At 71.9% G+C, this 24,252-nt stretch carries 24 protein-coding genes; 21 read left to right on the top strand and 3 right to left on the bottom strand.

The window, feature by feature from the left end:
• Position 1: 1 nt before the first annotated feature.
• The 16 genes from DSM112329_RS26985 (at position 2) to DSM112329_RS26910 (ending at position 18,071) form a co-directional block, all read left to right on the top strand.
• Positions 2-1,378, top strand: a complete 1,377-nt coding sequence (locus DSM112329_RS26985) for an MlaD family protein (protein ID WP_354699675.1) — start codon at positions 2-4, stop codon at positions 1,376-1,378.
• Entirely contained in the window at positions 1,375-2,829 is a 1,455-nt protein-coding gene (locus DSM112329_RS26980) for an MlaD family protein (protein ID WP_354699674.1), read from the top strand. The genes DSM112329_RS26985 and DSM112329_RS26980 overlap by 4 nt, the downstream gene beginning before the upstream one ends.
• Positions 2,826-4,196: an MlaD family protein gene (locus DSM112329_RS26975; RefSeq protein WP_354699673.1), complete on the top strand. Its 1,371-nt coding sequence runs from the start codon at positions 2,826-2,828 to the stop codon at positions 4,194-4,196. The genes DSM112329_RS26980 and DSM112329_RS26975 overlap by 4 nt, the downstream gene beginning before the upstream one ends.
• Positions 4,193-5,524, top strand: coding sequence for an MlaD family protein (locus tag DSM112329_RS26970; RefSeq protein WP_354699672.1), 1,332 nt, complete (start codon positions 4,193-4,195; stop codon positions 5,522-5,524). Before DSM112329_RS26975 ends, DSM112329_RS26970 begins: the two co-directional genes overlap by 4 nt.
• The gene (locus DSM112329_RS26965) at positions 5,524-6,831 is read left to right on the top strand and encodes an MlaD family protein (RefSeq protein WP_354699671.1); all 1,308 of its coding nucleotides are present in this window, start codon (positions 5,524-5,526) and stop codon (positions 6,829-6,831) included. Before DSM112329_RS26970 ends, DSM112329_RS26965 begins: the two co-directional genes overlap by 1 nt.
• Positions 6,831-8,174 carry an MlaD family protein gene (locus tag DSM112329_RS26960; RefSeq protein WP_354699670.1) on the top strand — a complete coding sequence of 448 codons (1,344 nt, stop codon included), beginning with the start codon at positions 6,831-6,833 and terminating at the stop codon, positions 8,172-8,174. The genes DSM112329_RS26965 and DSM112329_RS26960 overlap by 1 nt, the downstream gene beginning before the upstream one ends.
• Before the next feature lie 100 nt (positions 8,175-8,274).
• The gene (locus tag DSM112329_RS26955; protein WP_354699669.1) at positions 8,275-9,930 is read left to right on the top strand and encodes a PEP-utilizing enzyme; all 1,656 of its coding nucleotides are present in this window, start codon (positions 8,275-8,277) and stop codon (positions 9,928-9,930) included.
• Positions 9,927-10,952, top strand: coding sequence for a hypothetical protein (locus tag DSM112329_RS26950; RefSeq protein ID WP_354699668.1), 1,026 nt, complete (start codon positions 9,927-9,929; stop codon positions 10,950-10,952). The genes DSM112329_RS26955 and DSM112329_RS26950 overlap by 4 nt, the downstream gene beginning before the upstream one ends.
• Positions 10,949-11,554 (top strand): MarR family transcriptional regulator, encoded by a 606-nt coding sequence (locus tag DSM112329_RS26945; protein WP_354699667.1) that lies wholly within the window; start codon positions 10,949-10,951, stop codon positions 11,552-11,554. Before DSM112329_RS26950 ends, DSM112329_RS26945 begins: the two co-directional genes overlap by 4 nt.
• The gene (locus tag DSM112329_RS26940) at positions 11,551-13,044 is read left to right on the top strand and encodes a pyruvate, phosphate dikinase (protein WP_354699666.1); all 1,494 of its coding nucleotides are present in this window, start codon (positions 11,551-11,553) and stop codon (positions 13,042-13,044) included. The genes DSM112329_RS26945 and DSM112329_RS26940 overlap by 4 nt, the downstream gene beginning before the upstream one ends.
• A gap of 212 nt (positions 13,045-13,256) precedes the next feature.
• Positions 13,257-13,613 (top strand): hypothetical protein, encoded by a 357-nt coding sequence (locus tag DSM112329_RS26935; protein ID WP_354699665.1) that lies wholly within the window; start codon positions 13,257-13,259, stop codon positions 13,611-13,613.
• Complete coding sequence (locus DSM112329_RS26930) at positions 13,610-14,407, top strand: ATP-binding cassette domain-containing protein (protein ID WP_354699664.1); 798 nt, start codon at positions 13,610-13,612, stop codon at positions 14,405-14,407. The genes DSM112329_RS26935 and DSM112329_RS26930 overlap by 4 nt, the downstream gene beginning before the upstream one ends.
• Entirely contained in the window at positions 14,404-15,288 is an 885-nt protein-coding gene (locus DSM112329_RS26925) for a LuxR C-terminal-related transcriptional regulator (RefSeq protein ID WP_354699663.1), read from the top strand. The genes DSM112329_RS26930 and DSM112329_RS26925 overlap by 4 nt, the downstream gene beginning before the upstream one ends.
• Before the next feature lie 23 nt (positions 15,289-15,311).
• Positions 15,312-16,448, top strand: coding sequence for a CaiB/BaiF CoA-transferase family protein (locus DSM112329_RS26920; RefSeq protein ID WP_354699662.1), 1,137 nt, complete (start codon positions 15,312-15,314; stop codon positions 16,446-16,448).
• A gap of 60 nt (positions 16,449-16,508) precedes the next feature.
• Entirely contained in the window at positions 16,509-16,694 is a 186-nt protein-coding gene (locus tag DSM112329_RS26915; protein WP_354699661.1) for a hypothetical protein, read from the top strand.
• A gap of 42 nt (positions 16,695-16,736) precedes the next feature.
• On the top strand, positions 16,737-18,071 hold the full coding sequence (locus DSM112329_RS26910) for a hypothetical protein (RefSeq protein WP_354699660.1): 1,335 nt from the start codon (positions 16,737-16,739) through the stop codon (positions 18,069-18,071).
• 70 nt (positions 18,072-18,141) lie between these two features.
• Here DSM112329_RS26910 and DSM112329_RS26905 read toward each other — a convergent pair whose 3' ends face one another.
• Complete coding sequence (locus DSM112329_RS26905; RefSeq protein WP_354699659.1) at positions 18,142-19,119, bottom strand: SDR family NAD(P)-dependent oxidoreductase; 978 nt, start codon at positions 19,117-19,119, stop codon at positions 18,142-18,144.
• Between the two features lie 81 nt (positions 19,120-19,200).
• Between DSM112329_RS26905 and DSM112329_RS26900 the strand changes: the two genes are divergently transcribed.
• Positions 19,201-19,572 (top strand): DUF1330 domain-containing protein, encoded by a 372-nt coding sequence (locus DSM112329_RS26900; protein WP_354699658.1) that lies wholly within the window; start codon positions 19,201-19,203, stop codon positions 19,570-19,572.
• 89 nt (positions 19,573-19,661) lie between these two features.
• Here the strand turns inward: DSM112329_RS26900 and DSM112329_RS26895 are convergent, their stop codons facing one another.
• Complete coding sequence (locus tag DSM112329_RS26895; protein ID WP_354699657.1) at positions 19,662-20,489, bottom strand: helix-turn-helix transcriptional regulator; 828 nt, start codon at positions 20,487-20,489, stop codon at positions 19,662-19,664.
• Positions 20,490-20,561: 72 nt separating this feature from the next.
• Between DSM112329_RS26895 and DSM112329_RS26890 the strand changes: the two genes are divergently transcribed.
• Positions 20,562-21,638: an NAD(P)-dependent alcohol dehydrogenase gene (locus tag DSM112329_RS26890; RefSeq protein WP_354699656.1), complete on the top strand. Its 1,077-nt coding sequence runs from the start codon at positions 20,562-20,564 to the stop codon at positions 21,636-21,638.
• Positions 21,639-21,747: 109 nt separating this feature from the next.
• On the opposite strand, the gene DSM112329_RS26885 is transcribed toward DSM112329_RS26890, so the two are convergent.
• Positions 21,748-22,530, bottom strand: a complete 783-nt coding sequence (locus tag DSM112329_RS26885; protein ID WP_354699655.1) for a CAP domain-containing protein — start codon at positions 22,528-22,530, stop codon at positions 21,748-21,750.
• A gap of 131 nt (positions 22,531-22,661) precedes the next feature.
• Between DSM112329_RS26885 and DSM112329_RS26880 the strand changes: the two genes are divergently transcribed.
• The 3 genes from DSM112329_RS26880 (at position 22,662) to DSM112329_RS26870 (ending at position 24,250) form a co-directional block, all read left to right on the top strand.
• A complete protein-coding gene (locus tag DSM112329_RS26880) occupies positions 22,662-23,414 on the top strand; it encodes a sulfite exporter TauE/SafE family protein (RefSeq protein ID WP_354699654.1) in 753 nt (250 codons plus the stop codon).
• A gap of 16 nt (positions 23,415-23,430) precedes the next feature.
• Positions 23,431-23,832, top strand: a complete 402-nt coding sequence (locus tag DSM112329_RS26875) for a thioesterase family protein (RefSeq protein ID WP_354699653.1) — start codon at positions 23,431-23,433, stop codon at positions 23,830-23,832.
• A 67-nt stretch (positions 23,833-23,899) separates the two neighbouring features.
• A complete protein-coding gene (locus tag DSM112329_RS26870) occupies positions 23,900-24,250 on the top strand; it encodes a hypothetical protein (RefSeq protein ID WP_354699652.1) in 351 nt (116 codons plus the stop codon).
• The last annotated feature ends 2 nt before the right edge of the window (positions 24,251-24,252 follow it).

Below are 24,252 nucleotides of genomic sequence, written 5' to 3'. Positions count from 1 at the left end.
CGTGCGCTCCGCGTCCGTCCCCCGCCCTGCCGCGATCGGCGTGGGGCTCCTCGTCCTCGTCGTGCTGGTCGTCGTGCTGTCCGGTGGCTCCTCCGGCCACCGGCTCGAGATGACCGTCCCGGGCGCAACCGGGGTCATCAAAGGCTTCGACGTGCGAATGGCCGGCGTGCCGGTCGGCACCGTCGAGTCCGTCGACCTGACCGACGACTACAAGGCGAAGATCGTCCTGGACATCGACGACGAGGCGTGGCCACTGCCGAGTGACTCGGTCTTCTCGCTGCGGCAGGCCGGCACCATCCACTTCTCCGACCGCTATGTGCAGGTCGACCGCGGCAAAGCGACCGACTCGCTGGCCGACGGCGCGGACATCCCGGCGTCGCGATTCGTGAACCCGGTCGAGTTCGACACCGTTTTCAACACGTTCGACGGACGGACCCGCAAGGACCTCACCGCGCTGCTCGGGACCGCCGGCCAGGCCGCGCCCCTCGTCGCCCGCAACCTGCCGCGAGCGCTGGTGGACGGCCCGCGCGCGGCCCGCTCGACCTCGGCGATCCTGCGCCAGCTCGGCGACGACCCGGCGGCCCTCGACGTCCTGCTGCGGTCCACGGCCGCAGTCACCCGGTCCGCCGCCACCGCCAATCCCCGCCTCGGAGCGCTCGTGGAGAACGCCGGCCAGACCTTCGAGGCCGTGGCCTCCCGCAGCCGTCAGCTCGGGACCGTCCTCGCAGAGGCGCCCAGCACGCTCGCCGCCGCGCGCGGCACCGCCGGCCGCGTCGACACGACGCTGAGGGCAGCCCAAAAGCTGACCGACCGCCTGGACCCCGGCGTCGACGCGGTCCGGGCGATCTCGCCGCGACTGACTAGCCTCCTGCGGACCGTCGTCGCCGTTGGCCCGGACGCGCGCGGAGCGCTGTCGACGCTGGGCGGAGCCGCGCCCTCGCTCAACGGCCTGATCGATCGCGTCGAGAAGCCGCTGCTCCCGCAGGTGGAGTCGATCGGCAACGAGGCGGCCAAGCAGCTGGCCTGCATCCGCCCGTACAGCCCGGAGATCGGCGGGCTCGCGGTGAACTGGGCGACGCTCTGGGGCGCCGCCGGCGACTCCCAGGACAAGATCTTCCGCGCTCAGGTCGGCGCCGTGCCGTACCCGAACGAGATCCCGGTGAGCAGCGGCACGCTGGCGAGCGTCCTGCCGAAGGGCGCGCTGCGCATGGCCTTCCCGCGCCCGCCCGGGCAGCTCGTGAACAAGCCCTGGTTCCAGCCGCAGTGCAACATCACCGCGGACTCGCTCGACATCAACAAGGATCCCGAGGCCACCGCCTTCGATCCGCTGTCGAAGAAGATCATCGACCTCGATGGTCCGGCGAAGGCGTCGAAGTGAGCGCGCGTTCCGGCATCGCACGGCAGCTCGTCATGGGCGCGCTCGTCGCCGTCGCGGTGGCGGTGCTGGCCACCATCGTCCTGCGCGACGACGAGGAGCAGGCGCACATCCGCATGGTGATGCCGAGCGCGCTCGGCCTGCGCGACGGCTCGGGCGTCCGGCTCGGCGGCGTGCTCGTCGGCAAGGTCAGCGACATGAGCCTCACCGACGATGACCAGGTCAAAATCGACCTCTCCATCGACGACAAGAACGTGCGACTCGGCAGCGATGCGTCGGTGACGGTCAAGTCGCTGAACCTCCTGGGCGAGAAGTACGCGGCGCTCGATCCCGGGGACGTGCAGCGCTCGCCCGTGACCGACCTCATCATCCCCGCGAAGCGGGTCACCTCGGCCACCGACCTTGACCAGGTGCTCGACGTCCTGGACGCCGACACCCGCACGCGGCTGGCGATCCTCGTCAACGAGGCCGGCGTCACGATGACCGGGCGGCACGCCGACTTCAACGCACTCCTCGGCAAGCTCCCGCCTGCGCTCGACACTGCCACGAAGCTGCTGAACGACGTCGTCAGCGACAACCGTACGCTCGCAGACCTGATCCAGCACAGCGACCGCTTCTTGGCCCGCACGGTGCGCCAGAGCGCAGACCTCGGCGGGTTCATCGACGAGGCCGCCGACGCAGCGACCACCTTCGCTGCGCGAAGCGACGCGCTGCGGGCGACGCTCCGCAAGTCGCCGGGCGGCCTTTCGACGCTGCGGGCGTTCCTCGCCGATCTCCGCACCACCGCGGCTCCGCTCGGGGCCGCCGCCCGCAACATTTCCGCCACCTCCCCCGAGCTCGAGCGGACCCTGCGCGAGGTCGAGCCGTTCCGCTCCGCCGCCCGGCCGACGCTCCGTCAGGCGCAGGAGGTTGCACCCACGCTCACCCGGCTCGGCCGGGAGGCGACGCCGGTGGTCAAGGACGCTGTCCCGACGCTGAAGTCCCTCGACACGTTCGCGAAGGCAGCCGTGCCGCTGACCCAGGCCCTCGGCGTCGCAACCCCCGACCTCCTCGGCGTCCTCGAGGGTTGGGGACGCGCGATCCAGGGCCGCGACGGCCGTGGCCACGCCTTCCACGGCGGCGTCACCTTCGGCGCCGGCATCCTGCAGACCCTGCTCGAGCCGCCGACGCCCGAGGCTCCGGCGAAGGCGAAGAAGCAGGCTCCCGCCGCTGAGCGTCCGACGGCTGCCGCCCCGGCGCTCCCCCCGACCGTCAAGGACCTGCTGCCGAAGGTCACCGACGCCCCGAAGAAGCTGCTCGACGAGCTCCCCAAGAAGCTGAAGGAGCTGCCGAAGGCCGTGACCGACGCCCTCGAGAGCTTGACGGGCCTGCCGCTTGGCCGCACCCAGGGCGACACGACCGCCGGCAGCAGCAAGTCGGTCCAGTCCGTCCTCGACTACCTCCTGAAGCCATGAGCAGCCGAGCCCGCCCGCGCCGGACGCGGCGCCGCCGCAGTGAGAACAAGGCCCCGGGCCGTCTTGCGGTCAGCGGTCTCATCGTGCTGCTGCTCGCGGCCGCCTTCGTCGGCTTCGGCGTCCAGTCGGTCACCAAGGTCCCCGGTGTGAAGTACCAGAAGCTCTACGCCGCGATCCCCGACATCTCGAACCTCAGCAGCCACGACGAGGTGCGCATCGCCGGTGTCCGCGTCGGCCAGGTCCTGGACCCGAACGTGGACGGCACCGGCGCGCGGGTGCAGATCCAGCTTCAGCCTGGAACCGGCCGCCTCCGCGCCGACTCGACGGTCGTGGTCCGTGCCCGCGGCCTGCTCGGCTCGCGGTACCTGGAGCTGCGCCCGGGCAAGAGCGGCGAGCTCCTCAACGACGGCGACACGCTGCGGGCGCCGGCCGAGACCTCGATCACGAGTGGCGTGGCCGACGTCCTCGACACCTTCGACGCCGAGACCCGCGGCCGCTTCGGCGACCTCGTCGGGGAGTTCGGGCAGTCGCTCGCCGGCCGCGGACAGGGGCTCAACACCGCTATCCGACTGGGTCCGGGCGTGACGGACGAGCTCACGCGTGTGGCCGACGCGATCGAGGCGCGTGCCGGCGCCGCCCGGGCGTTCGTGCCCTCGGTGAACTCCGGGATGAGCGCCCTCGACGGCGCCCGGGAGGACATCGCCGGGTTCTTCGATCCGGCGGCAAAAGGCCTTGCCCCGTTCACGGACGCGCGGGACGACCTGCACGCCACGCTGGACGCAGCTCCCCCCACGCTCGACGCGATGCAGTCGGGGTTGGGCGCGGGACGCACCCTCCTGACGTCGACCCGCTCCCTCCTGCGCTCGGTCAACCGCACCCTGCCTCGTGCGCCGGGTGCCCTGCGCGCGACGAACGCCCTGCTGCGGGAGAGCCCGACGCCACTGAAGCGCACCGAGCCGCTGCTCGACGCTCTAGACGGCGCCGTGCCCTCGGTGCTGAAGACGACCCGCGCGCTGAAGCCCGAACTCGATCCCTTGGACCGGGCGTTCACGAACCTGCTCCCGCTCGTTACCTCGCTCGGAAAGCACGGCTGCGACGTGAAGAACTTCGGCGACAACTGGCGCAGCGTCCTTGGGTATGGCGCGCCGTCCGAGCGCGCGCTCCCGGGCGGTGACGCGGGGCACTTCAACCAGCTCCGCGTCAACGTCATCGCGGGGCCGCAGTCCCTCGGCAGCCTGGTGCCAGGCATCTCCCGGCCGTTCATCCACAACCGCGAGATCTACTCGGCTCCGTGCACGCACTCCCCGGGCAAGCCGTACTCGGCCCTCGGGACGTTCCGCGCCGGCGACCAAGGGTCAGGACGATGAGCACGATGCGTTCGACGGACGACAGGAAGGCGCTGCTCGGCCTCGTGATCGTGGCCGGAGGGTTCGCGCTGTTCGCGCTCTTCTTCCTCGGCGTCATCCCGCGCCTGCTCGCCGGCGGCGGCACGACCGTCCGCGCGAACTTCGTGAGCACCGGCTCCCTCCACAAGAACGAGCCCGTCCGCATCGATGGCGTGAACGTCGGCAAGGTCAAGAAGATCACCGTCAACCCCGGCGGCCGCGGCGCGACCGTCGAGATGAGCCTGGACGACGACGCCGGTCCCCTGTACGCCAACGCGCGCGCCTCGATCAAGTGGCGCACGCTGCTCGGCGCGAGCTACGCCGTCGCCCTCGAGCGCGGGACGCCAGGCATGGGCGAGCTCGGCTCACAGGTCATCCCGGAGCGCCGCACGAACTTCCAGGTCGAGCTCGAGGACCTCACCGGTACCCTCGACGGCAAGGCGCGCAGCGGCCTGAAGCAGACGTTCCGCGAACTGCCGAAGTCCTTCAGCGATCCCTCGGAGCCCGGGACCGTCCTCGGGACGATCGCGGACGCGGCACCGGTGGTCGCCCCCGGGCTCGACGCACTGCGCGGCCAGCGGCGCAACGACGACATCCGCGAGCTCATCAAGCAGACCGGCCGGGCGATGACCGTGCTCGACGCGCCGCAGGACAAGCTGCGCAGCGTCATTCAGGACGCCGCGCTCACGACCCAGGTCACCGGAGCACGCGGGCGGGAGATCCAGTCCACGATCGACATCGCCGCCGGCGCGCTACCCCGCGTGCGCTCGACGCTCGCCCGGCTGAACGGCACGCTCGACGACGCCACCCCGCTCATCGAGCGGCTCCGGGAACCGGCCGACGACGTCGCGCCGACGCTCAGCTCACTGCGCGGGACGGTCATCGACGCCGACCGTCTCCTCACCGCCCAGGCACGGCCGCTGTTGCGCACGCTGCGACCCACTGCGAGTGCGCTGGCCGCTACGGCCCGGACGGGCAACCCGTTGCTCGACGAGCTCTCGCCGAGCCTCGAGCGCATCGACAAGGACATCCTTCCCGACCTCGCCACGATGTCGCCCGAGTCCAAGCACACGACGTACCAGATGATCGGCCCGGCCCTCGCCGGCCTCGACGGCATCGGCTCGCACTACGACAACGAGTCGACGTACATCCGGTTCACCGGCAACGGCGGCGCCCGCATCGTCGACGACCTGCCTTGCCGGGCCTTCTTCACCGACCCGGGCGCCGCCGCGTTCCTGCAGTGCCAGGCGCTGGGCAGCACCTTCAAGAGCATCCTCGGCGGGTCACCTGTCGCCAGGAAGGGCAAGTGATGCACGACTCCCGCCAGCGCCCGCGGCCCCAGAAGCGGATCTCCGAGCAGCTGAACCGCTCGCGCGTCGAGCTCGAGGTCAGGCGCGCCGTGCAGCCGCTCGTCGTGCTCCTCATCGGTGCCGCCATCGGCCTGGGCGGCTTCTACTACATCTACGACCACATCGGAGCGGGCGGCGGCGCCAAGCAGACCGTCAAGTTCGCCGCTGACGACACCACGGGCCTCGTGCCCGACCGCGCCGAGGTGCGCTTCAAGGGCATCGCCGCGGGCATCGTCACCGACGTGAAGATCGAGGACGGCAAGGCCGTCGTCACCGCGAGCGTCCTCAAGAAGTGGGGCCCGATCTACAAGGACGCCACCGCGTCGATCCGGCCCAACACGCCGCTCCAGGACATGTACCTGGACATCACCGACCGCGGGACGAAGACCGCGGGCACCACCGGTGAGAACGATGTCGTCCCGGCCTCGCACACCGACACGAGCGTCAACGTCGCGGACGTGCTCAACACCTTCCAGCCGGATGTCCGCGACCGCATGCAGACGCTGATGGCCGAGCTCGGACAGGGCCTCGACGACCGCGGCGCGAAGCTCCGCGAGGCGTTCGTCCAGCTCACCCCGTTCATCGACGTGGTCGCGAGGATGTCGCGTCAGCTCTCCCTCCGGACCGGCAGGACCCGACGGATGGTCCACAACGTCGGTCGGCTCACCAAGGTCCTCGGCGATCGCGATCAGTCCCTGCGGCGTGTGCTCGACGATGGCAGCCGCGTGCTCTCCGCGACGTCCGACGAGCGGACCGGGCTCGACGGGATGCTGCGCGAGCTGCCGCCCGCGCTGCGCGAGCTCGATGCCAGCTTCGCCACGCTCCGTGGCGCGCTGCCCGACGTCGATCAGGCGGTCGACCGCCTCGACCCCGTGGCCGCGGCGCTGCCGAAGGGCCTCGCCAGCATCAAGGGTCTGAGCGCCGACGCGCGGCCCGCGGTGCGAGCGCTCCGCGAGCCGCTCACCCGCCTCGTCCCGCTGTCGAACAACCTCAGGCCCTTTGCCGCGTCCCTCTCGAGCAGCGTCCGGGCCCTGCGTCCGCAGATGCCCGACCTCGCTCTGGCGACGAAGGACGTCGCCGGCTGCCCCGTCGCCGCCTACATGTTCTTCCAGTGGACGGCGTCGATCACGAAGTTCGACGACTCCCTGGGCGCGTACCCCACCGGTGACTTCGGCTTCGGCGCCGACAGCCTCTCGGGGGTCAAGAGCCCGGGCCGGAGCGCGTCGCCGAGCTGCGCACGCGGCGGACCGAAGGGATCGGAGCCCTGATGAACAGCTTTCGCGGACACCTCCTCACGCTGCTCGGGATCGGCGGCTTCGCGCTCGCGTTCCTCGTGACCCTCCTGACGTGGTCCGGCGCTGCCCCCTGGGGCGGCGGCGACTACAAGGTCAAGGTGCTGTTCCCCACCGCCGCGTCGATGGGGCCCGGAGCCAGCGTCCGCATCGCCGGCATCCAGGTCGGCAAGGTCACGTCGGTCGAGCGCAAAGGCGCTGCCGCGGTGCTCGAGCTGAAGATCGGCAAGGGGAAGACGCCGCTTCCCGAGGACACCCGTGCAGCGATCCGCCTGCGCACGCTCGTCGGCGAGAACTACGTCGAGTTGCTGCCGGGTCGCTCGACCCGCACGTTGGCCAGCGGCGGGATCCTGCCGGTGAGTCAGACGGAGAACTACGTCGAGGCCGACGAGATCCTGTCCGTCCTGCGCGGCAAGACGCGTGACCGCGCCCGTCAGCTCATCCAGGGCTTCGGGTCCGGCCTCGACGGCCAGGGGGTCCGGCTGAACGCGATGCTCAAGGACACAGGCGATGTGGTGCCGGCGGCAGACGACGTGACGGCCATCTTGGGCAAGGATCGCCAGCAGGTCGCCGCGGTCGTCGACCATGTGGGCGACGTCATGCGTGAGATCGGCGATCGGGACACGTCCATCAGGACGCTGGCGTCGGCGGGACGGCAGACGTTCCAGGCGCTCGCGGATCGCGATGACGGTCTGAAGGCGACGCTCGAGGAGCTTCCGCCGACGCTGCGACAGGTGCAGGAGACGTCGGGGCTCGTGAAGTCGGTCACCGCCCGGTCGGCCCCGGTCGTCGCGAACCTGGCGAGGGCGGTCGACGACCTGCGCCCCGTCATCGCGAACCTGCGACCCGCGGCGCAGGAGGGACGCGGCATCATGCGGAACCTGTCGTCGGCCGCCCCGAAGCTGACGATGACCGCCGACAAGCTCCGAGGCCTCGGCGACCCGGCGACGAAAGCACTGCCGGCACTGAGCAAGACCCTCTGCGAGCTGAACCCCATGGCGAAGTTCCTCTCGCCGTACGCGAACGACGTCTCGGCGATGGTCGCCAACATGTCCTCGCCGACGAACTACTACGACGCCACCGGACACGCCGCTCGCTTCTACGCGCTGGTGGGCCAGAACTCCTTCACGGCCATCCCCGACGCCGGCCGCGAGCTGCTGAACCAGCTCCAGGACATCGGCATCGTGAACAAGCTGACCGCGCGCGGCTACCAGCCCTACCCGAAGCCGGGGGACGGCGGCGTCCCGTCCGGCGGCGAGGGCGACAGCGGCCCGATGGACTCCGAGCTGCCGTACACGCGCGTCGAGGCTGAGTGCTGAGCACGCTGCGCCTTGCTTCCACGCGAGCCTGACGTTATTGTGAGACGGACAGCTTCATAAATAACTCGCGGAGCCAGACTCAGCTCCGCAGGAGGTTCCGATGTCCACCGAAGGCCGCGCGCACCCGGATCCCGAAGGTCTACTCCACGCCTACACGGCGCCCGACAGGTTCTGGTCGACAGCTAACGTCGGTGAGGCGCTCCCCGGCGTCGTCACTCCCCTCGGGTGGTCGGTCTGGGCGCCGGCGATCGAGCTTGCGATGCGCGACACCTTCGCCCGCATGGGCGCCCTCGAGCCGAAGCTCGTCGCGATGCCGAAGGATCCGAGTGACCGCGTGCTATCGATCTTCTACGGTCGCGGCGCGCTGAGCGTGAGCTTCCTCTGCGCCATGGGCGACAGGCTCCCTGGCACCAGCGGCGACGCGATCGCCCGGCAGCTGCTCGGAGAGGTCCCGCCCGAGCTACCCATGAAGCGCACTCTGAAGCGCATGCCGGTCGTGGCGGTCAAGATGCCGTACGCCCTCGCGATGATCCGGCGCCAGGTCATCGCCGGCACGGAGCCGACTGCGGCCTGGTGGACCGACCGCCTGCGACAGGTGGAGACCGCAGACCTGCAGCAGTGCCGGGTGCTGCTCGCAGAGGCGGCGCAGAAGCTGATCGACATGACGTCGATCCAGTCCCGCGGTGTCTTTGTCGGCGTGCAGTCGGTCTACGACCAGCTGCTGGCCCTGATCGCCAAGGCGGGCGTCGACTCCGCGACCGCCAACGCGCTGATGGCCGGCCAGGGATCGCACGCGGAGACGCAGATCATCGCCGACCTCTGGGAGCTCGGCCGCAAGCGGATGACGATCGACGCCTTCCTCGCGCAGCACGGCTACCACGGCCCCCGTGAGGGCGAGCTCTCCAGTCGTGTCTGGCGGGAGGATCCGACCCCCGTCCTGCGCCTCGCGGAGCAGTACGCCGACCGCGACGAGTCACAGCACCCCCACAACGCCCACGCCCAGCGGACCCGGGAACGGCAGGCCGCGGAGCGCGAACTGCTCGCTCGACTGCCCGCATACCACCGTCCCGTGGCAAAGCTGATCCTCAAGCTCGCCGTCCAGCGCATCCCGCTCCGCGGCGTCGCGAAGGAAGCGCTGATGCGCGCGCTGGACATCGTCCGGGCGACCGGGCGCCGGATGGGCACGCTCCTCACCGAGCAGGGTGTCCTCTCGGCCGCCGACGACGCGTTCTTCTTCACCGCCGACGAGCTGATCGCCGGTATCCCGCCCGACGCCGCCGCCACCGTCGCGCGGCGCCGCGCCGTGCGCGAGACGCTGCAGCAGCTCGACATCCCGAAGCACTGGGGCGGGAGTCCGGAGGCGTTCCCCCTGGACAGCGTTGCCGGCGACGACGCCGTCAGCGTCGCGGGCATCGCCGCCAGCGGCGGAGTGGTCGAAGGGACCGTGCGCCTCGTCCACGATCCCGCGTTCACCGACGTGGATCCCGGCGACATCCTCGTCTGCCCGACGACGGACCCCAGTTGGGCGTCTGTCCTGTTCCTCGCGTCGGCGCTGGTCGTGGACATCGGCGGGCCCCTCAGCCACGCTGCGGTCGTCGCCCGCGAGCTCGGCATCCCCTGCGTGATCGGGACCCGTAACGGCACCGCGATCCTGCGCGACGGCGATCAGGTCCGGGTCGATGGCAACGACGGCACCGTCGAGATCCTCGAGCGAGCCGACACCGAGACCCCTTCCCCGAACGGAGCCACGGCATGACCGTCACGACCTTGCCGATCCCGGCGGCGTGGATCCCGCGACCGCAGGACGAGCGCCTGCACACCCCGACCGGTGACCCGTCCTTTCCGTGGAAGGACACCTGGTACACGAGCATGCGCGACGAGGCGTCGGATCAGACGATCAACATGCACATGACCGTCAGCGAGAACCGGACCCCGCCTACGCGCGTCGGGATCTCGGTCGCCTCCGGCGGGAAGGTCCTGACCGAGGTGCAGCGCGACGAGGGCGAGAACACGGATGACCGGTGCGGGAACTCGCTCGGGCACCTCGAGTGGATCGATCTGCGTGAGGACTCCGCACACACGCTGCGCTGGGTGGGGAACCTGTCGCAGGTCGCCTTCGACCTCACGATCACGGGCAAGCACCACGCCTCCCTGTGGGACACGATGTTCCCCGGGTACTACGCGACCGGGAAGTTCGGGCACCAGTACTCGCACTACGAGCAGCTGATCACCGGGGAGGGCTGGGTGCAGTGGAAGGGCGCGGAGAAGGTGCCGTTCAAGGGGATCGGCTGGCGCGACCGCGGCTGGGGCCGCCGCAAGACGGAGTCGACCTTCAACACCGGCATCGACCTCGTCGGCGGCGTGCTGCCCGACGACAGCGTCTTCTCGGTCATCGCGCTGCGCAGCAACGAGGTGCCGGAGGGCGAGCCGATGCCGCTCGCCGGCTGGCGGTCGGACACCGGCTGCCTCGTGCCCGCGGTTTCCGGGCTCTACTACAAGGACAGCATGGCGTGGCCGGCACGCCTGGAGCTCAAGTTCCTCGACGGCTACGAGTTCGCGGCGACGACCGTCCGGCGTGCCGCCTCGGTCGCGGCGGCCTGGCACGACGCCGAGCCAGAGCTCAGCGGCCTGGCGCACAACCTGCGCGACTACTACGCGGTGATGGAGGACGGGGCCGGCAAAGAGTTCACGTGCTTCTCGAACCACGGCAACATCCACAAGGTCGACGTCTTCCGGGACGGCGAGTTCAAGTACATCGAGCCCGGGGAGGCCTCATGAACGTTCCGGTGATGCAGGCGCTGCGGCTGAAGGGGATGGGCACGCCCGACGTGCTCGCCGCCGCGACGGGACTGGACGAAGGCGCCGTGACCGCTGCCCTGACAGAGCTTCTTGCGGCCGACGACGTCGCCGAGCGCAACGGACGCTTCCGCGTGACGCGCGAGGGGCGTGACCGTCTCGACGTGGCGCTGGCCGAGGAGCGCGAAGCCGTGGACCGCGCCGCGGTCACCGCGCTGTACGAGGAGTTCACGCCACTTAATAGCGGCTTCAAGGAGCTCGTCCACCGCTGGCAGCTGCGCGACGGACAGCCGAACGATCACGCGGACGCCGCGTACGACGCCGGCGTGCTCGCGGATCTCGACGCCCTGCACGACCGCTTCGAGCCGCTGCTCGGCCGCGTGGCAGGGATCGTCCCGCGGCTGAGCCCGTACCCCGGCCGCTTCCACGCGGCCCTCACGCGCGTGCGCGCGGGCGAGAGCGAGTGGTTCCTGCGGCCGATGATCGACAGCTACCACACGGTCTGGTTCGAGCTGCACGAGGACCTGATAGGCCTCGCGGGGCTGACCCGGCTCGAGGAGGCGGCAGCGGGACGCGCCGAATGAGCGTGCCCGTGCACCCGTCGGTGCTGCCGCTCGACGGCGACCTGAACGGCGACCGCGATCGGCTCGGGGGCAAGGCGTGGGGCATCCAGCGCATGCTGGGGCTCGGGGTTCCGGTCCCGCCTGCCTTCGTGATCACCACCGATGTCTGCCGGCTGTACGAGGAGGCCGGTGGCCGCGTGCCGGACGCGGTGACGGCGGCGCTCCCGGGCGCGATGGCGGCGCTCGAGGCGCCCACCGGGCGGACCTTCGGGGGCGGCGAGGCGCCGTTGCTGGTCTCGGTCCGCTCGGGGGCGGCCGTGAGCATGCCGGGCATGATGGACACCATCCTCAACCTCGGGCTCGACGATGGGGTGCAGGCCGCGATCGCCCGCCAGACCGGCGACCCGGCGTTCGCAGACGACCTACAGCGACGCTTCCGCGAGCAGTACGCGGCGGTCGTCGGCGAGCCGGCCCCGCATGACCCGTGGGAGCAGCTCGGAGGCGCCGTCGCCGCGGTCCTCGCGTCGTGGAACTCGCGGCGCGCAATCGCATACCGTGCCGACCGCGGCCTGGACCAGGACGCGGGCACCGCCGTGACGGTCCAAGCGATGGTCTTCGGGAACCTCGACGACGCGTCCGGGACCGGGGTGCTCTTCACGCGCAACCCGCTCACCGGCGCCCGGGAGCCGCACGGCGAGTGGCTTCCGCGAGGCCAGGGCGAGGACGTCGTCTCGGGAACCCACGACCCCCTCCCGCTCAGCGCGTTCGCCGAGCAGCTACCCACCGCGCACGCGGAGCTGATGCAGACCGCCGCACTGCTCGAGCGGGACGGGCGCGACGTGCAGGACCTCGAGTTCACGGTCGAGGCGGGGCGGCTGTGGCTCCTGCAGAGCCGGGCCGCGAAGCGGTCCGCGGCCGCGGCGATCCGCTTGGCCGTCGTCCTGGAGGAGGAGGGGCTCATCAGCCCGGCGGAGGCCCTGGACCGGGTCACCGTCGAGCATCTGACCGCGGTGCGCCGACCGCACCTGGACCCGGCGGCGCGGGCGGGGGCGACCCTGGTGGCCGAGGGCAAGCCCGCGTGCCCCGGGGTCGTCAGCGGCGTCATCGTCACCGACACGGAGGCGGCCGAGGATCGTGCGGCCGACGGCGAGGCGGTGATCCTCGCGCGACCGACCACCGACCCCGAGGACGTCCCCGCGATGCTGGTCGCGACCGGGCTGCTCACGGAGCTCGGGGGATCGACGTCGCACGCCGCCGTCGTCAGCCGCGAGCTCGGGGTGCCCTGTGTCGTGGGGTGCGGTGCCGGTGCCCTCATGGGGCTCGAGGGGCAGGTCGTCACGATCGACGCCGCGGCGGGCCTGGTGTTCGCCGGGGCGCTGCCCGTTGTGCAGCTCGACGGCGACGATGCGGACCTGGCGAAGCTGACGGGCTGGGCGCGTGACGAGGCCGGCGAGGCTGCCGCCGAGGAGCCGCTCGAGCGCCTCCTCGGAAGTCGCCGGCAGCTCGTGTAGTTATTTTGAGACAGTCGTTCGCTTAACACGTGGAGTTCGTGTAGTGTCGCCTCATGTCGAGAGGGGAGCCGACAATTCACGGGACGCGGCCCTTTGGAGCGGGTCCGGCCGCCGGGGGGGATCGCCCGTCGGTCCGGCGCCGCGGAGGCCTGCGGCTCGTGCACGGTGAAGGGACTGCCTCGGAGGTGAGCACGTCGGCACATGGAGCGGAGATGAGCATGCGAGAGCGGGTGGAACGGGTCCTGAAGAACGAGGGCACCGCGGTCCAGCGACTCGGCGAGGCCGGGACCAGCATCACGTTCACGGTCGCCGGCGGGACGCAGGAGCCCGTCACCCTCCTGCTCGACCGGGTCCCGCCGCAGCTGGCTGCGGGCACGGACTCCGAGATCACCGTCGAGCTCGACGCCGAGCGGGCGCAGCGCTTCATGCGCGGGGAGCTCGTGCTCTCTACGTGCCTCATCGAGGGCGGCGCCACCGCCCGCGGGCCGATCCGCAAGTACCTCGTCGTCGACCCGATCCTGCGCCGGCTGCTCGCCGTTGTCGAGGCCCAGCACGTCGTTACGCCATGAGCATGCTCCAGGCGGCGCCGCCGGAGTCGATCGCCGACTTCCTGGCGGTCCAGACCAAAGGCCTGAAGAAGGCGTTCGGCACGAACCAGATCCTGACGGGAACGAACATCGAGATCCCGGAGGGATCGATCTCGACGGTCCTGGGCCCGTCAGGCACTGGCAAGAGCGTGCTCGTCAAGCACATCCTGGGTCTGCTCTCACCGGACGAGGGGGAGATCTTCGTCCACGGCCGCGCGCTCAGCACGATGAGCCGCTCCGAGATCCTCGCGCTGCGGCGCGAGATCGGCGTCATGTTCCAAGACGGCGCGCTCTTCAGCTCGATGAACATCTACGACAACGTCGCGTTCCCGCTGCGTCAGCACACCGACCTGAACGAGCGTGAGGTGCGCCAGCTCGTCGAGGAGCAGCTCGACGCCGTCGGTCTGCTGCAGTCGTTCGATCGATACCCGAAGGAGCTCTCGGGCGGGATGCGCAAACGCGCCGGGCTGGCGCGCGCACTCGTCATGGAGCCCGGGATCGTGCTCTGCGACGAGCCCGACTCCGGGCTGGACCCGGTGCGGACCGCCCTGCTCGGGGAGCTGCTCCTGGAGCGTCAGGCAGAGCTCGGCGGGACCATGATCGTGGTCACGCACAACATTGCTCTGGCCAAGCTGATCAGCGACCACATCTCGGTCTTGTGGCGTGGGCAGATCATCGCCTCCGGGAGCCGCGAGGCGATCTTCAACTCGCCCGACCCGTTCGTCCGGCAGTTCCTCGAAGGCGATGTCGCCGGACCGCTCGGGATGGACGCATGAGCGAGTTCGCGATGGTCTCCGGGGGGTCGCTCGGCCTCGGCGGCGATCTCCGCCGTGCGCAGCGCGGCCTGAACTCGGCGGCCACCGTCAGCGAGCTGCTGGCCCGGGCGAGCGGACAGGCGTGCGGGTTCTGCGGCTTCGCCCGCGCCCTGGTCGTCACGGTCGGCGAGGGGTGGCTGAGTGCCGACGGGGGCCACGCCATCCCGGACGAGGCATCGGACGCGCTGCGCCTGCGCGCGGTGCGGGGTCCGATCCCGCTGCGGACCGACAGCCAGGAGGCCGAGCTGATCCGGCGCGCGGAGTCCCTGGCGCGGTGCCACGCGCCGCTGCGGAGCGTCCTCGCCGAGGCACTCGATCTCGAGGACTACGTGATCGCGCCGATCGTGCCCGAGTCGCGCGTCGTCGCCCTGCTCGTGGTCGACCGATCCGGCCCTGTGGTCAGCGACGCCGAGCGGGACGGCGTCGAGGTGTTCGCCCACCTGATCGGATCGGCGCTGGAGCGCACCGTCCTACGGGCCCGGCTCGGCGAGCTCGCGACCGAGATGCGGCACCTCACGACATCGGCCAACGCGCTCATTCAGGAGGCCGTGTCGGCACCGGTCACGGTCTCGACCGACTTCGCAGGCGCGCCGGTGTTCTCGTCCGCGGTGGGCCTTCACGGGGCGCCGTCGCCGCTGCTCGACGACCTGTTGACCCCCCGCGAGCGGGAGATCATCGAGCTGATGGTCATGGGTCGCTCCAACCGCGATATCGCGGACAAGCTCCACCTGGCCCCCAACACGATCAAGGCGCAGGTCGCCAGGCTGCTCCGCAAGCTCGGAGCGTCCAACCGAGCTGAGGCGGTGGGGCGCTACCTCACCATGCGGGCCGGCGGCGAGTGACGTCGCGCGGGCCGCTCGACGGCGTGCGCATCGTCGAGATCGCGAGCATCGGCCCGGGTCCGTTCGCGGCGATGATGCTCGCGGACATGGGCGCGACCGTGCTGCGCGTCGACCGGCCTGGCGGAGTTGGCACGGTGCCGCCGCGGTACGACGTCACCCGGCGCGGCCGTCCGTCGATCGCGGTCGACCTCCGCCACGGTGACGCCCGCGGATTCATCCTCGATCTCGTCGAGCGCGCGGACGCGCTCGTCGAGGGCTTCCGGCCCGGTGTGATGGAACGGCTCGGCCTCGGCCCGGTCGACGTGCATGAGCGAAACCCCCGCGTGGTGTACGGGCGCGTGACGGGCTACGGGCAGGACGGACCGCTTGCCGCGGTCGCCGGTCACGACATCAACTACCTCGCTGCTGCGGGCGTGCTCGGCGCGCTGGCACGAGACGGCGAGCGCCCGCTGGCACCGCTGAACCTGGTCGGCGACTACGGCGGCGGGGCGATGTACCTCGCGTTCGGCGTCGTGTGCGGTCTGCACGAGGCGGCGCGATCGGGTCGCGGGCAGGTTGTCGATGCCGCGATGGTCGACGGCGTCGCGTCGCTCACCGCGATCTTCCACGGGATGCGCGCGGAGGGACGGTGGGCCGATCAGCCGGGGACGAACATGCTGGACTCCGGCGCGCACTTTTACGACGTCTACGTCACGGCAGATGGCGGCCACGTGGCGCTCGGCGCGATCGAGCCGCAGTTCTACTCTCGCCTGCTCGAGCTGCTGGAGCTGGACCCGGAGGCAGTACCGCAGTGGGAACGGGACCGCTGGCCCGAGCTGCGCGAGGTGATCGCCCTCGCAGTCGCACGCAGGTCGGCGGACGAGTGGGCGGCGATCCTCGACGGTGAGGAAGCGTGTGCCACGGTCGTCCGCGGTCTCGGCGAGGCTCCGGACCATCCGCACCTGCGGGCCCGCGGGACGTTCGTCGAGCTCGATGGCGTGGTCCAGCCGCAGGCCGCCCCGCGGTTCGATCGCACGCCCGGGGGCGCACGGCCGACGGATCCGGACACCGACGCAGCGCTGGAGGCCTGGGGTGTCGGAGCCGACGCCCGGCGCGCTCTACGGCGAGATCGGGTACTCCGCGACGCCGCCGGAGAGCCCGATCGAGGTGCGTCGCGATGACACTGGGCTTCCCCGGTCGGCCGACCCTGCCGACCGAGCTGGCCGCGACGAGTCGTCGGCGTGCTCACAGCGGTGATGTCGCTCCACGAACGACACCGGCCGCTGCTGGTCGCGCTCTCGGACGCGGGTGGTGTCCAGCCCGCCGTGCGGACGGGGTTCGGCAGCATGATCGCCCTGCACATCGAGCGCTTCGCGGGCCACAGTCGGCGTGGGCAGCAGTGCGGGTTCGTCGCCTCGGACGCCTAGTCCTCGTGCGGGGCCCGGCGGCCGCCGCGCTACGGTCAGGCGATGCCCGAGCTGGACGAGCCGATCGACATCGAGAAGGCCGATCGCGGTTCGGGGCCGCCGGAAGCTGAGCAGCCTCTGGCGTGGTGGGAGTGGCTGATCGCCGCGGTCATCAGCCCCTTCGTCGCCGTCGTCCGCGTCGTTCGCGCCGGCACGGCTGCCCTGGAGCGGGGCGGGGTCTGGGTCTGGGAGCGCGTGATCGTCGGTCCGCTGCGGTGGGCGGGCCATCACCTCGTGCTCGTCCCGCTGCGATGGCTGGCGGCGGTCGCCGAGGGCGCCGGGGAGTGGCTCGTCGGCGCCCTCGGGACGGCGCTCGCATGGTTGCTGTGGCCGCTCCGGCAGGGCGCGCGGCTGTTCGCCTGGCTCGCGGAGGCCGGCGCGCGCTGGGTGGAGGCCGTCCTACGCGCGCTGCTGATGCCGCTGCGGGCGCTCGGTCGCGGCCTCGAGTGGCTCGTGGAGACGCTCTCCGAGATCGCCGACGGGGTCGGGGAGTGGCTCGGCCGGATCGTCCGCGCGGTCCTGCGTCCGCTGGCCCGGCTCGCGCAGTGGTGCACGACCGCCGTCGATCGCGCGTTGGCCGCCGCGGGTCGCGCGGCCGCGTGGCTCCTGCGTCCGCTCGGCCTGCTCGCCGACGGCCTCCGCTGGCTCGTGGAGCACGGCCTCGAGGGTGCCGAGCAGCTGGCACGCTGGCTGCTGTGGCCGCTGCTCGCGCTGGCGCGGGGTCTGAGCCACCTCGCGGACTGGGCGGCCGCCGCCGGCGAACGCGTGCTGGCCGCGTGCGTGCGTGTGCTCGGCGCCCTCGGCCGGCCGGTCCAGGCGCTGCTGCGCGCGTGCGATCGCGCGCTGGCCTGGCTCGGCGGCGTGACGTCGCGCCTGGCTGCTGTCGTCGTGCGTGCGGGCGCGGCCGCGTGGCGCGTGCTGACCTGGCCGTTCGCGCAGGGCCGGGCGCTCCTCGGCCGGGCCTGGGCCGCGGTCGCCGGCCTCGGTCCGCTGGTGGGCCGCTGGGTCTCGTCCACGTTCAAGGCGCTCGGCCGCGTCGGCACGCGCGTGGCCGACGGGGCCAAGGCCGTCGCGGGCTGGCTCACATGGCCGTTCCGCGCGGGTTGGCGTGGTGCCTGCTCTGCCGGGCGCTGGGTTCGCGCGCAGAGCGCCGGCGTCCGGCAGACGTTCGCCCGTGGGCGCGCGGCGGTGGCCGCCCCGTTCCGGGCGGCCGGGGCGCGCATCGGCGGGGTGGGCGCGTCCTTCGGCCGCGCCTCCTCCCGCATCCGGGCGCGGCGGGCGCTGATCGCCTCCCGTGTGCGGGGATCGGTCGGCCGCATCGGCCGCCGCCGCAGCTGATCACCGCGCCAGGCCGGTCAAAAAGCCGTGGTGGCACCCCGGGCGGCAACTCCGGCCCTTGCAGGCGGGGCTAAGAGCCGGTGCTCCGCGTCTGACGAGCATCCGCGATGAGCTGCTCGGACACGTTCCACAGCCGCTGCGCGTCGTCCGGGTCGAGCGCGTGGGGCATGACGCCGTGGACGCCGGTCAGTTGGTCGACGACCTCGGCCTCGTTGACGTCCTCGAAGTAGCGACCGCCGATGCCGGCGACACGTGGCGAGGTTGCGAGGAAGACCGAGGTCGCCGCGCCCTGCTCGGGTGTCTTCATGCGGAACATGCCGGCCGCCTCGGCCTGGCGCGCCTGCTCCTCCGCGGCCGCGCGCTTCTCGGCGCTCCAGTGGCGCTGCAGCGGCGTCCAGATGCCGCCCGGCATCAGCGCGTTGGCGGTGATGCCGTCTTGGCTCCAGCGCCTCGTCGCCTCGACCGCGAACAGGACGTTCGCCGTCTTCGACTGTCCGTAGCCCAGACCGGGGGTGTACTCGCGGCGCTCGAAGAAGAGGTCGTCGAACACCACCGGGGACTGCCCGTGCCCGCTCGACGAGACGGCGACGATGCGCGCATCACCTGCGGCTGCGAGCGCCTGGTGCAGCCCGGTCGCCAGCGCGAAGTGCCCGAGGTGGTTGGTGCCGAACTGCAGCTCCCACCCCTGCTTCGTCGTCCCGAACGGCGTGTCCATGACACCGGCGTTGTTGACGAGGATGTGCAGCGGCCCGTCCCACGCCGCGATGAAGGCGTCCACCGACGCGAGGTCGGCGAGGTCGAGCGGCGCGACCGCCAGGTCGTCACGCCCGCTGGTTGCCGCGACGTCGGCTGCGACGCGCTCGCCGGCGGCGGTGTCGCGGACGGCGAGGGTCACCTGTGCGCCGGCATGCGCCAGCGCCCGGGCGGTCTCGACGCCGATCCCCGAGGCCGCGCCGGTCACGACGGCGCGGCGGCCGCCGAGGTCGATGCCCTCGACGACCTGGAGGGCGGTCGTGGTGTCGTTGAAGTCGGTGGCGATGCGGGTCACGACCCCACTGTACTAACTGGTTAGTTCCCCAGGTGGGGACCTCGCGACCACCGCCGCTGCAGCATCGACGAGGATGTCTCCATGCCCTCGCTCTACGCCCTGAACCTCTTCGACCTCGCGCCGAACGACGACTACCGGGAGTACTCCAAGCGCTCGCGCGCCGCGGTCGAGAAGCACGGCGGGGCGGTCGTCGCCCTGGGGAGGCTCGCGGGGGCACCGGTGTCGGACGGGGCGGAACCGCGGCAGGTCATGATCCTGGTCGAGTGGGAGAGTCCCGAGGCGTTCCAGGGCTTCCAGGACGATCCGGGCCACGCCGATCTCCATCCGCTCCGCGAAGGCGGGACGGCGAACTACCTGTGGTGGACCTACGACCGGCTCGACGACCTGCGCCCGCTCCTCGGCGCCCGGCGCGATGCCGCCGTCCCGACGCGGCCGGATCAGCCCGCGTCGTAGGCGAGGAACTCGACAGTCCGCGGTGGGCGCGGCCCGCCCCCGAGGTCCGGACCGGCCGGCGCAGCGCCAGGAACCGCCGGCGCCGCAGGTCACACGGCGACGGAGAGCCGCGCGAGTGCTGCGGCGGTGGGCGAGCCCGGCTCGGCGGTGGCCAGCAGCAGCGTCAGCCCGGGGTCGGCTCGGAGTGCGGCCGCCTCGAACGCGAGGTCCAGCTCGCCGACCTCCGGATGGCGGAACACGTGGCGGCCCGCTGCCGGCAGGCGCACGTCGTTGGCCGCCCAGATTGCGCAGAACTCGGCGCTGGCCGCGGACAGTTCCGCAATCAGGGCCGGCGGGCCCGGGTCGCCGGGATCACGGGCCGCTTCCGACCGCAGGACCCGCGCGGTGTCGCGGGCCGCGGCGTCCCAGTCCCCGAAGAAGTCCCTGGCGCGCTCGTCGAGGAAGACGTAGCGCACCTGGTTCGGCGGCCCGGTGCGCCCGTCGAAGATCTGCGCGTAGACGGCCCGGGCGAGCGCATTCGACGCCAGGTAGTTCCAGCTGCGGTCGCGGACGAGCGCCATGCCGGCGAAGGCGTCGACCGCACGCTGGACGGGTGGCCGGATCAGCCCCGACGAGGCGAGCAGGCGGGCCGGGGTGTGGGGCCGCGCGAGGTCGAACAGGTGCAGGCGCTCTGCGTCGTCCAGGCGGAGCGCGCCGGCGATCGCACCGAGGACGCTGTCGGACGCGCCGTCCAGGTCGCCGCGCTCGAGCTGCGTGTAGTAGTCGACGCTGACGCCGGCGAGCTCGGCCACCTCCTCGCGGCGGAGGCCCGGGACGCGGCGCAACCGGTCCTCCGCCACGTGCAGCCCGGCGTCCGCGGGGGTGACGTTGGCACGGCGCGAGATCAGGAAGTCGCGTATCTGACGCCGGCGGTCCACTGACGTCGAGGCTACCCGGGGGGTGCCGACAGCCCCCCTCAGCCGGGGCCTGCGGGGCCTATCGTCAACGACATGACGGAGACGACGAACCAGCCCACCCAAGCCGCAGGCACCACCGCACGCGCCTACGGAGCCCCCGCGGCGGATGCACCGCTGCACGCGCTCGAGATCCCGCGCCGCACGATCGGCGCCGGCGACATCCGGATCGACATCAGGTTCTGCGGGATCTGCCACTCGGACATCCACTTCGCCCGCGGCGAGTGGGGCGACATCCCCTACCCCGCGGTCCCGGGGCACGAGATCACCGGCGTGGTCGCCGAGGTCGGCGCGGACGTCACGGGCTTCGCGCCCGGTGACCGGGTCGGCGTCGGCTGCATGGTCAACTCCTGCCGGGAGTGCTCGAGTTGCCAGGGCGGCACCGAGCAGTACTGCCTGGCGGGCAACACGCAGACCTACGGCTCGGTCGACCGCGACGGGACCGTCACCTACGGCGGCTACTCGGATCACGTCGTCGTCGACCAGGACTTCGTCCTGCGGATCCCGGACGGCCTCGAGCTCGACGTCGCCGCCCCGCTGCTGTGCGCCGGGATCACCACGTACTCGCCGCTGCGCCACTGGGGCGCCGGACCCGGCAAGCAGATCGCCGTGGTCGGACTCGGCGGCCTGGGACACATGGCAGTGAAGCTCGCCAAGGCGATGGGCGCCGAGGTGACGGTGCTGTCGCAGTCGCTGCGCAAGCAGGAGGACGGCCTGCGCCTCGGCGCCGACGGCTACCACGCCACGAGCGACGACGCGACCTTCGAGGCGCTCGCCGGCCGGTTCGACCTGATCATCAACACCGTGAGCGCGCCCATCGACATCGGTCGCTTCCTGAACCTCGTGAAGACCGACGGTGCGCTGGTCAACGTCGGCGCCCCGCCCGAGCCGCTGCCGGTCCCGGTGTTCTCCCTGCTGATGCAGCGCCGGACCTTCGCGGGCTCGGCGATCGGGTCGATCGCCGAGACCCAGGAGATGCTCGACTTCTGCGCCGAGCACGGCATCGCCGCGGAGATCGAGCTGGTCGGCGCGGAGCAGATCAACGACGCCTGGGAGCGTGTCCTGGACTCGGACGTCCGCTACCGGTTCGTGATCGACACCGCCACGTTGTGACCGCGGGCTTCGGCGAGGCTGCGGTCGTGGCACCGCTCCCCACGCGCTGAACCGGTCCTCGTCGAATGGCGGCCGCGAAGGCGGTGCAGGGCCTCCTCGACGACCCCGGTCAGGCCGTCTTGGTGACCGTGACCGTCTTGCCGTCCACGAGCGCCGTGACGGTCACCGTCACCGAGCCGGAGAGGGGCTTCGTGAGCGTCGCCGCAAAGCGCCCGTTGTCCGGCTCGACCGCGGCCTGGGCCGAGCGGCCGACCCGCGTCGGCTGGAGGGCGATCGACGCGTGGGTGCCGATGGTCGCCCCTTCCAGGTGACCGCTGACGAACAGCTTGCCGCCGAGCGACGTGATCTTGACGGTCAGCGGCACCGGTGCCTGGGCCGCACCGGACGCGCCGCCGAAGTCCTGCACGATGCTGCCCTGCTCACCGCTCTTGCGCAGGTACGCGCCGACCCCGATGTGCCGGAACGAGGCGCTCAGGATGTTCTTCCTGTGCGTCGCGGACCCCATCCACAGCGCGAAGGTGTCCTTCACGCTGTAGGTCTCCAGCGCGCCGGCCCAGTTCTCGCCGACCGCGGCGCCGCCCGGGTAGCCGTCGGCGGCGATCCGCTCCGGGATGTCGTCCCCGTCGGGGTCGACATGGCCCTTGAAGCCCCGGACGACCTTGTCCACGGCGAACGCCCGCGCGGTCTTCTGCAGCCGGGCGTCGAGCGTGACGGGGGTCACGCCGGCGGCGGCGCGGGCCTCGTTGGTCAGGCACAGCACGAGGCGCTCCACCCGTTCGGCGTTGGCGGTCGTGGGGTAGATCCCCGTGTCGGGGCAGGCGGCGCTCGCGACCGACGGGGCGACGGCGAGGATGGCGACGGCGAGAGCAGGGACGAGCCGGTTCTTGTTCATGCCGCCAGCCTGCCGGTCGCCGCGCGGCCGGTAGGCGACAGCGCGCACACAAGCGGTGTGTCGTGCGTCACGGTCGCGGGGCTGCGGGCGGCGTGCCGGCGCGGGACGACCCGTGGCAGAGTCCCCGGGCGATGAGCGCCCTCGAGGTCGTCGTCGTGCTCGCGGCCGGGCTCGCCGCCGGCACCATCAACGGCGTGATCGGGTCCGGCACCCTGATCACGTTCCCCGTCCTGCTGTCGATCGGCTTCTCGCCGGTGGTCGCCAACGTCACGAACACGGTCGGGCTCGCGCCCGGGTCGGCGACCGCGGTCTACGGCTACCGCGAGCAGCTCGCCGGGCGCTGGCGCTGGGCCCTCGGTTACGCAGCGGCCAGCGCGTGCGGTGCGGTCGCGGGCGCGATCCTGCTGCTGACGCTCCCGGCGAGCGCGTTCCGCGTCGTCGTCCCGGTCCTGATCTCGGCGGCTCTCGTGCTGGTCGTGCTGCAGCCGCGGATCGCCAGGCGGGTGCTGGCGCGGCGCGAAGCGGGACACCTGCCGAACGGCCGCATCCTGCGCGGCGGGATCGGCCTCACCGGGCTGTACGGCGGGTACTTCGGCGCCGCCCAGGGGGTCCTGCTGTTCGCGCTGCTCGGGACGGCGATCCCGGAGGACCTGCAGCGCGTCAACGCCCTGCGCAACCTGCTCGCCGGCACGGCGAACGGCACCGCCGCGATCGTCTTCCTGGCGGTGGCCGACGTCGAGCTCCTGGCGGCGCTGCTGATCGCCCTCGGCGCGATGTGCGGTGGCCTGCTCGGGGCGCGGATCGGTAAGCGCCTGCCGGAGCCCGCGCTGCGGGCGCTCGTCGTCGTGGTCGGTGTCGTCGCGATCGTGCGCGTCCTCGCGTGACGCGATAGTGACGGGCATGCCGCCCTCGTTCGCCCATCACCTGCGCGTGCGCTACAACGAGTGCGACCCGCAGGGCATCGTCTTCAACGCGAACTACGTCACCTACGTCGACGTCACCCTGACCGAGCTCTGGCGCGAGTGGTTCGGCAGCTACCAGGCGTTCATCGACCAGACCGGCATCGATCTCGTGGTCGCCGACCTGCAGCTCCGCTTCCGGGGCTCCGCTCGGTTCGACGACGAGCTCGCGATCACGCTCGACCCCCAGCTGACCTCCGCCTCCTCGGTGACGAGCACCATCGCGATCGACCGCGGGGCGGACCGGCTCATCGACGGGACGATCCGCCACGTCTGCGTCGACGCCCGGAGCTTCGCGAAGGTCCCTGCGCCGGCGTTGCTGACCGCGGTCCTTCGGCCCTGAGCCGCAGCCGGCTGATCAGCAGGGGGACGCGGGACTACGCCGCGCCCCGCGCGGGAAACACCCGTCCATGGCCACGTACGCCGTCAACGACGCCTGCGTCGCCCGGGCCCGGGCGCTGATCGAGGGACGCCAGTACGTGCTCGACAGCGACTGGGGCGCCGTCCAGCCGAACGCCGAGCAGCAGAACGCGTACCTCGAGTCGCACTCCTGGGACGAGTACGCCGCCTGGCACCTCGGGTTGACCGAAGGTGCGACCGACGGCACCAAGGGCCGCTACGCGTTCGTGGTCGGGGACCTGCGGCGGGTGCACCGGAGCGCGCTGATCGCCTGCGTCTACCGTGCGTCGGAGTGGCGGCACAAGTCCGTCGAGCTGGCCGCGCACGACCTGCTCCAGCACCTGGACGCAACAAGCGGTTGACG

Origin of the sequence: Paraconexibacter sp. AEG42_29 (assembly GCF_040581415.1) — a bacterium.
Lineage (GTDB): Bacteria > Actinomycetota > Thermoleophilia > Solirubrobacterales > Solirubrobacteraceae > Paraconexibacter.
This window is presented reverse-complemented; position numbering and strand designations above follow the sequence as displayed.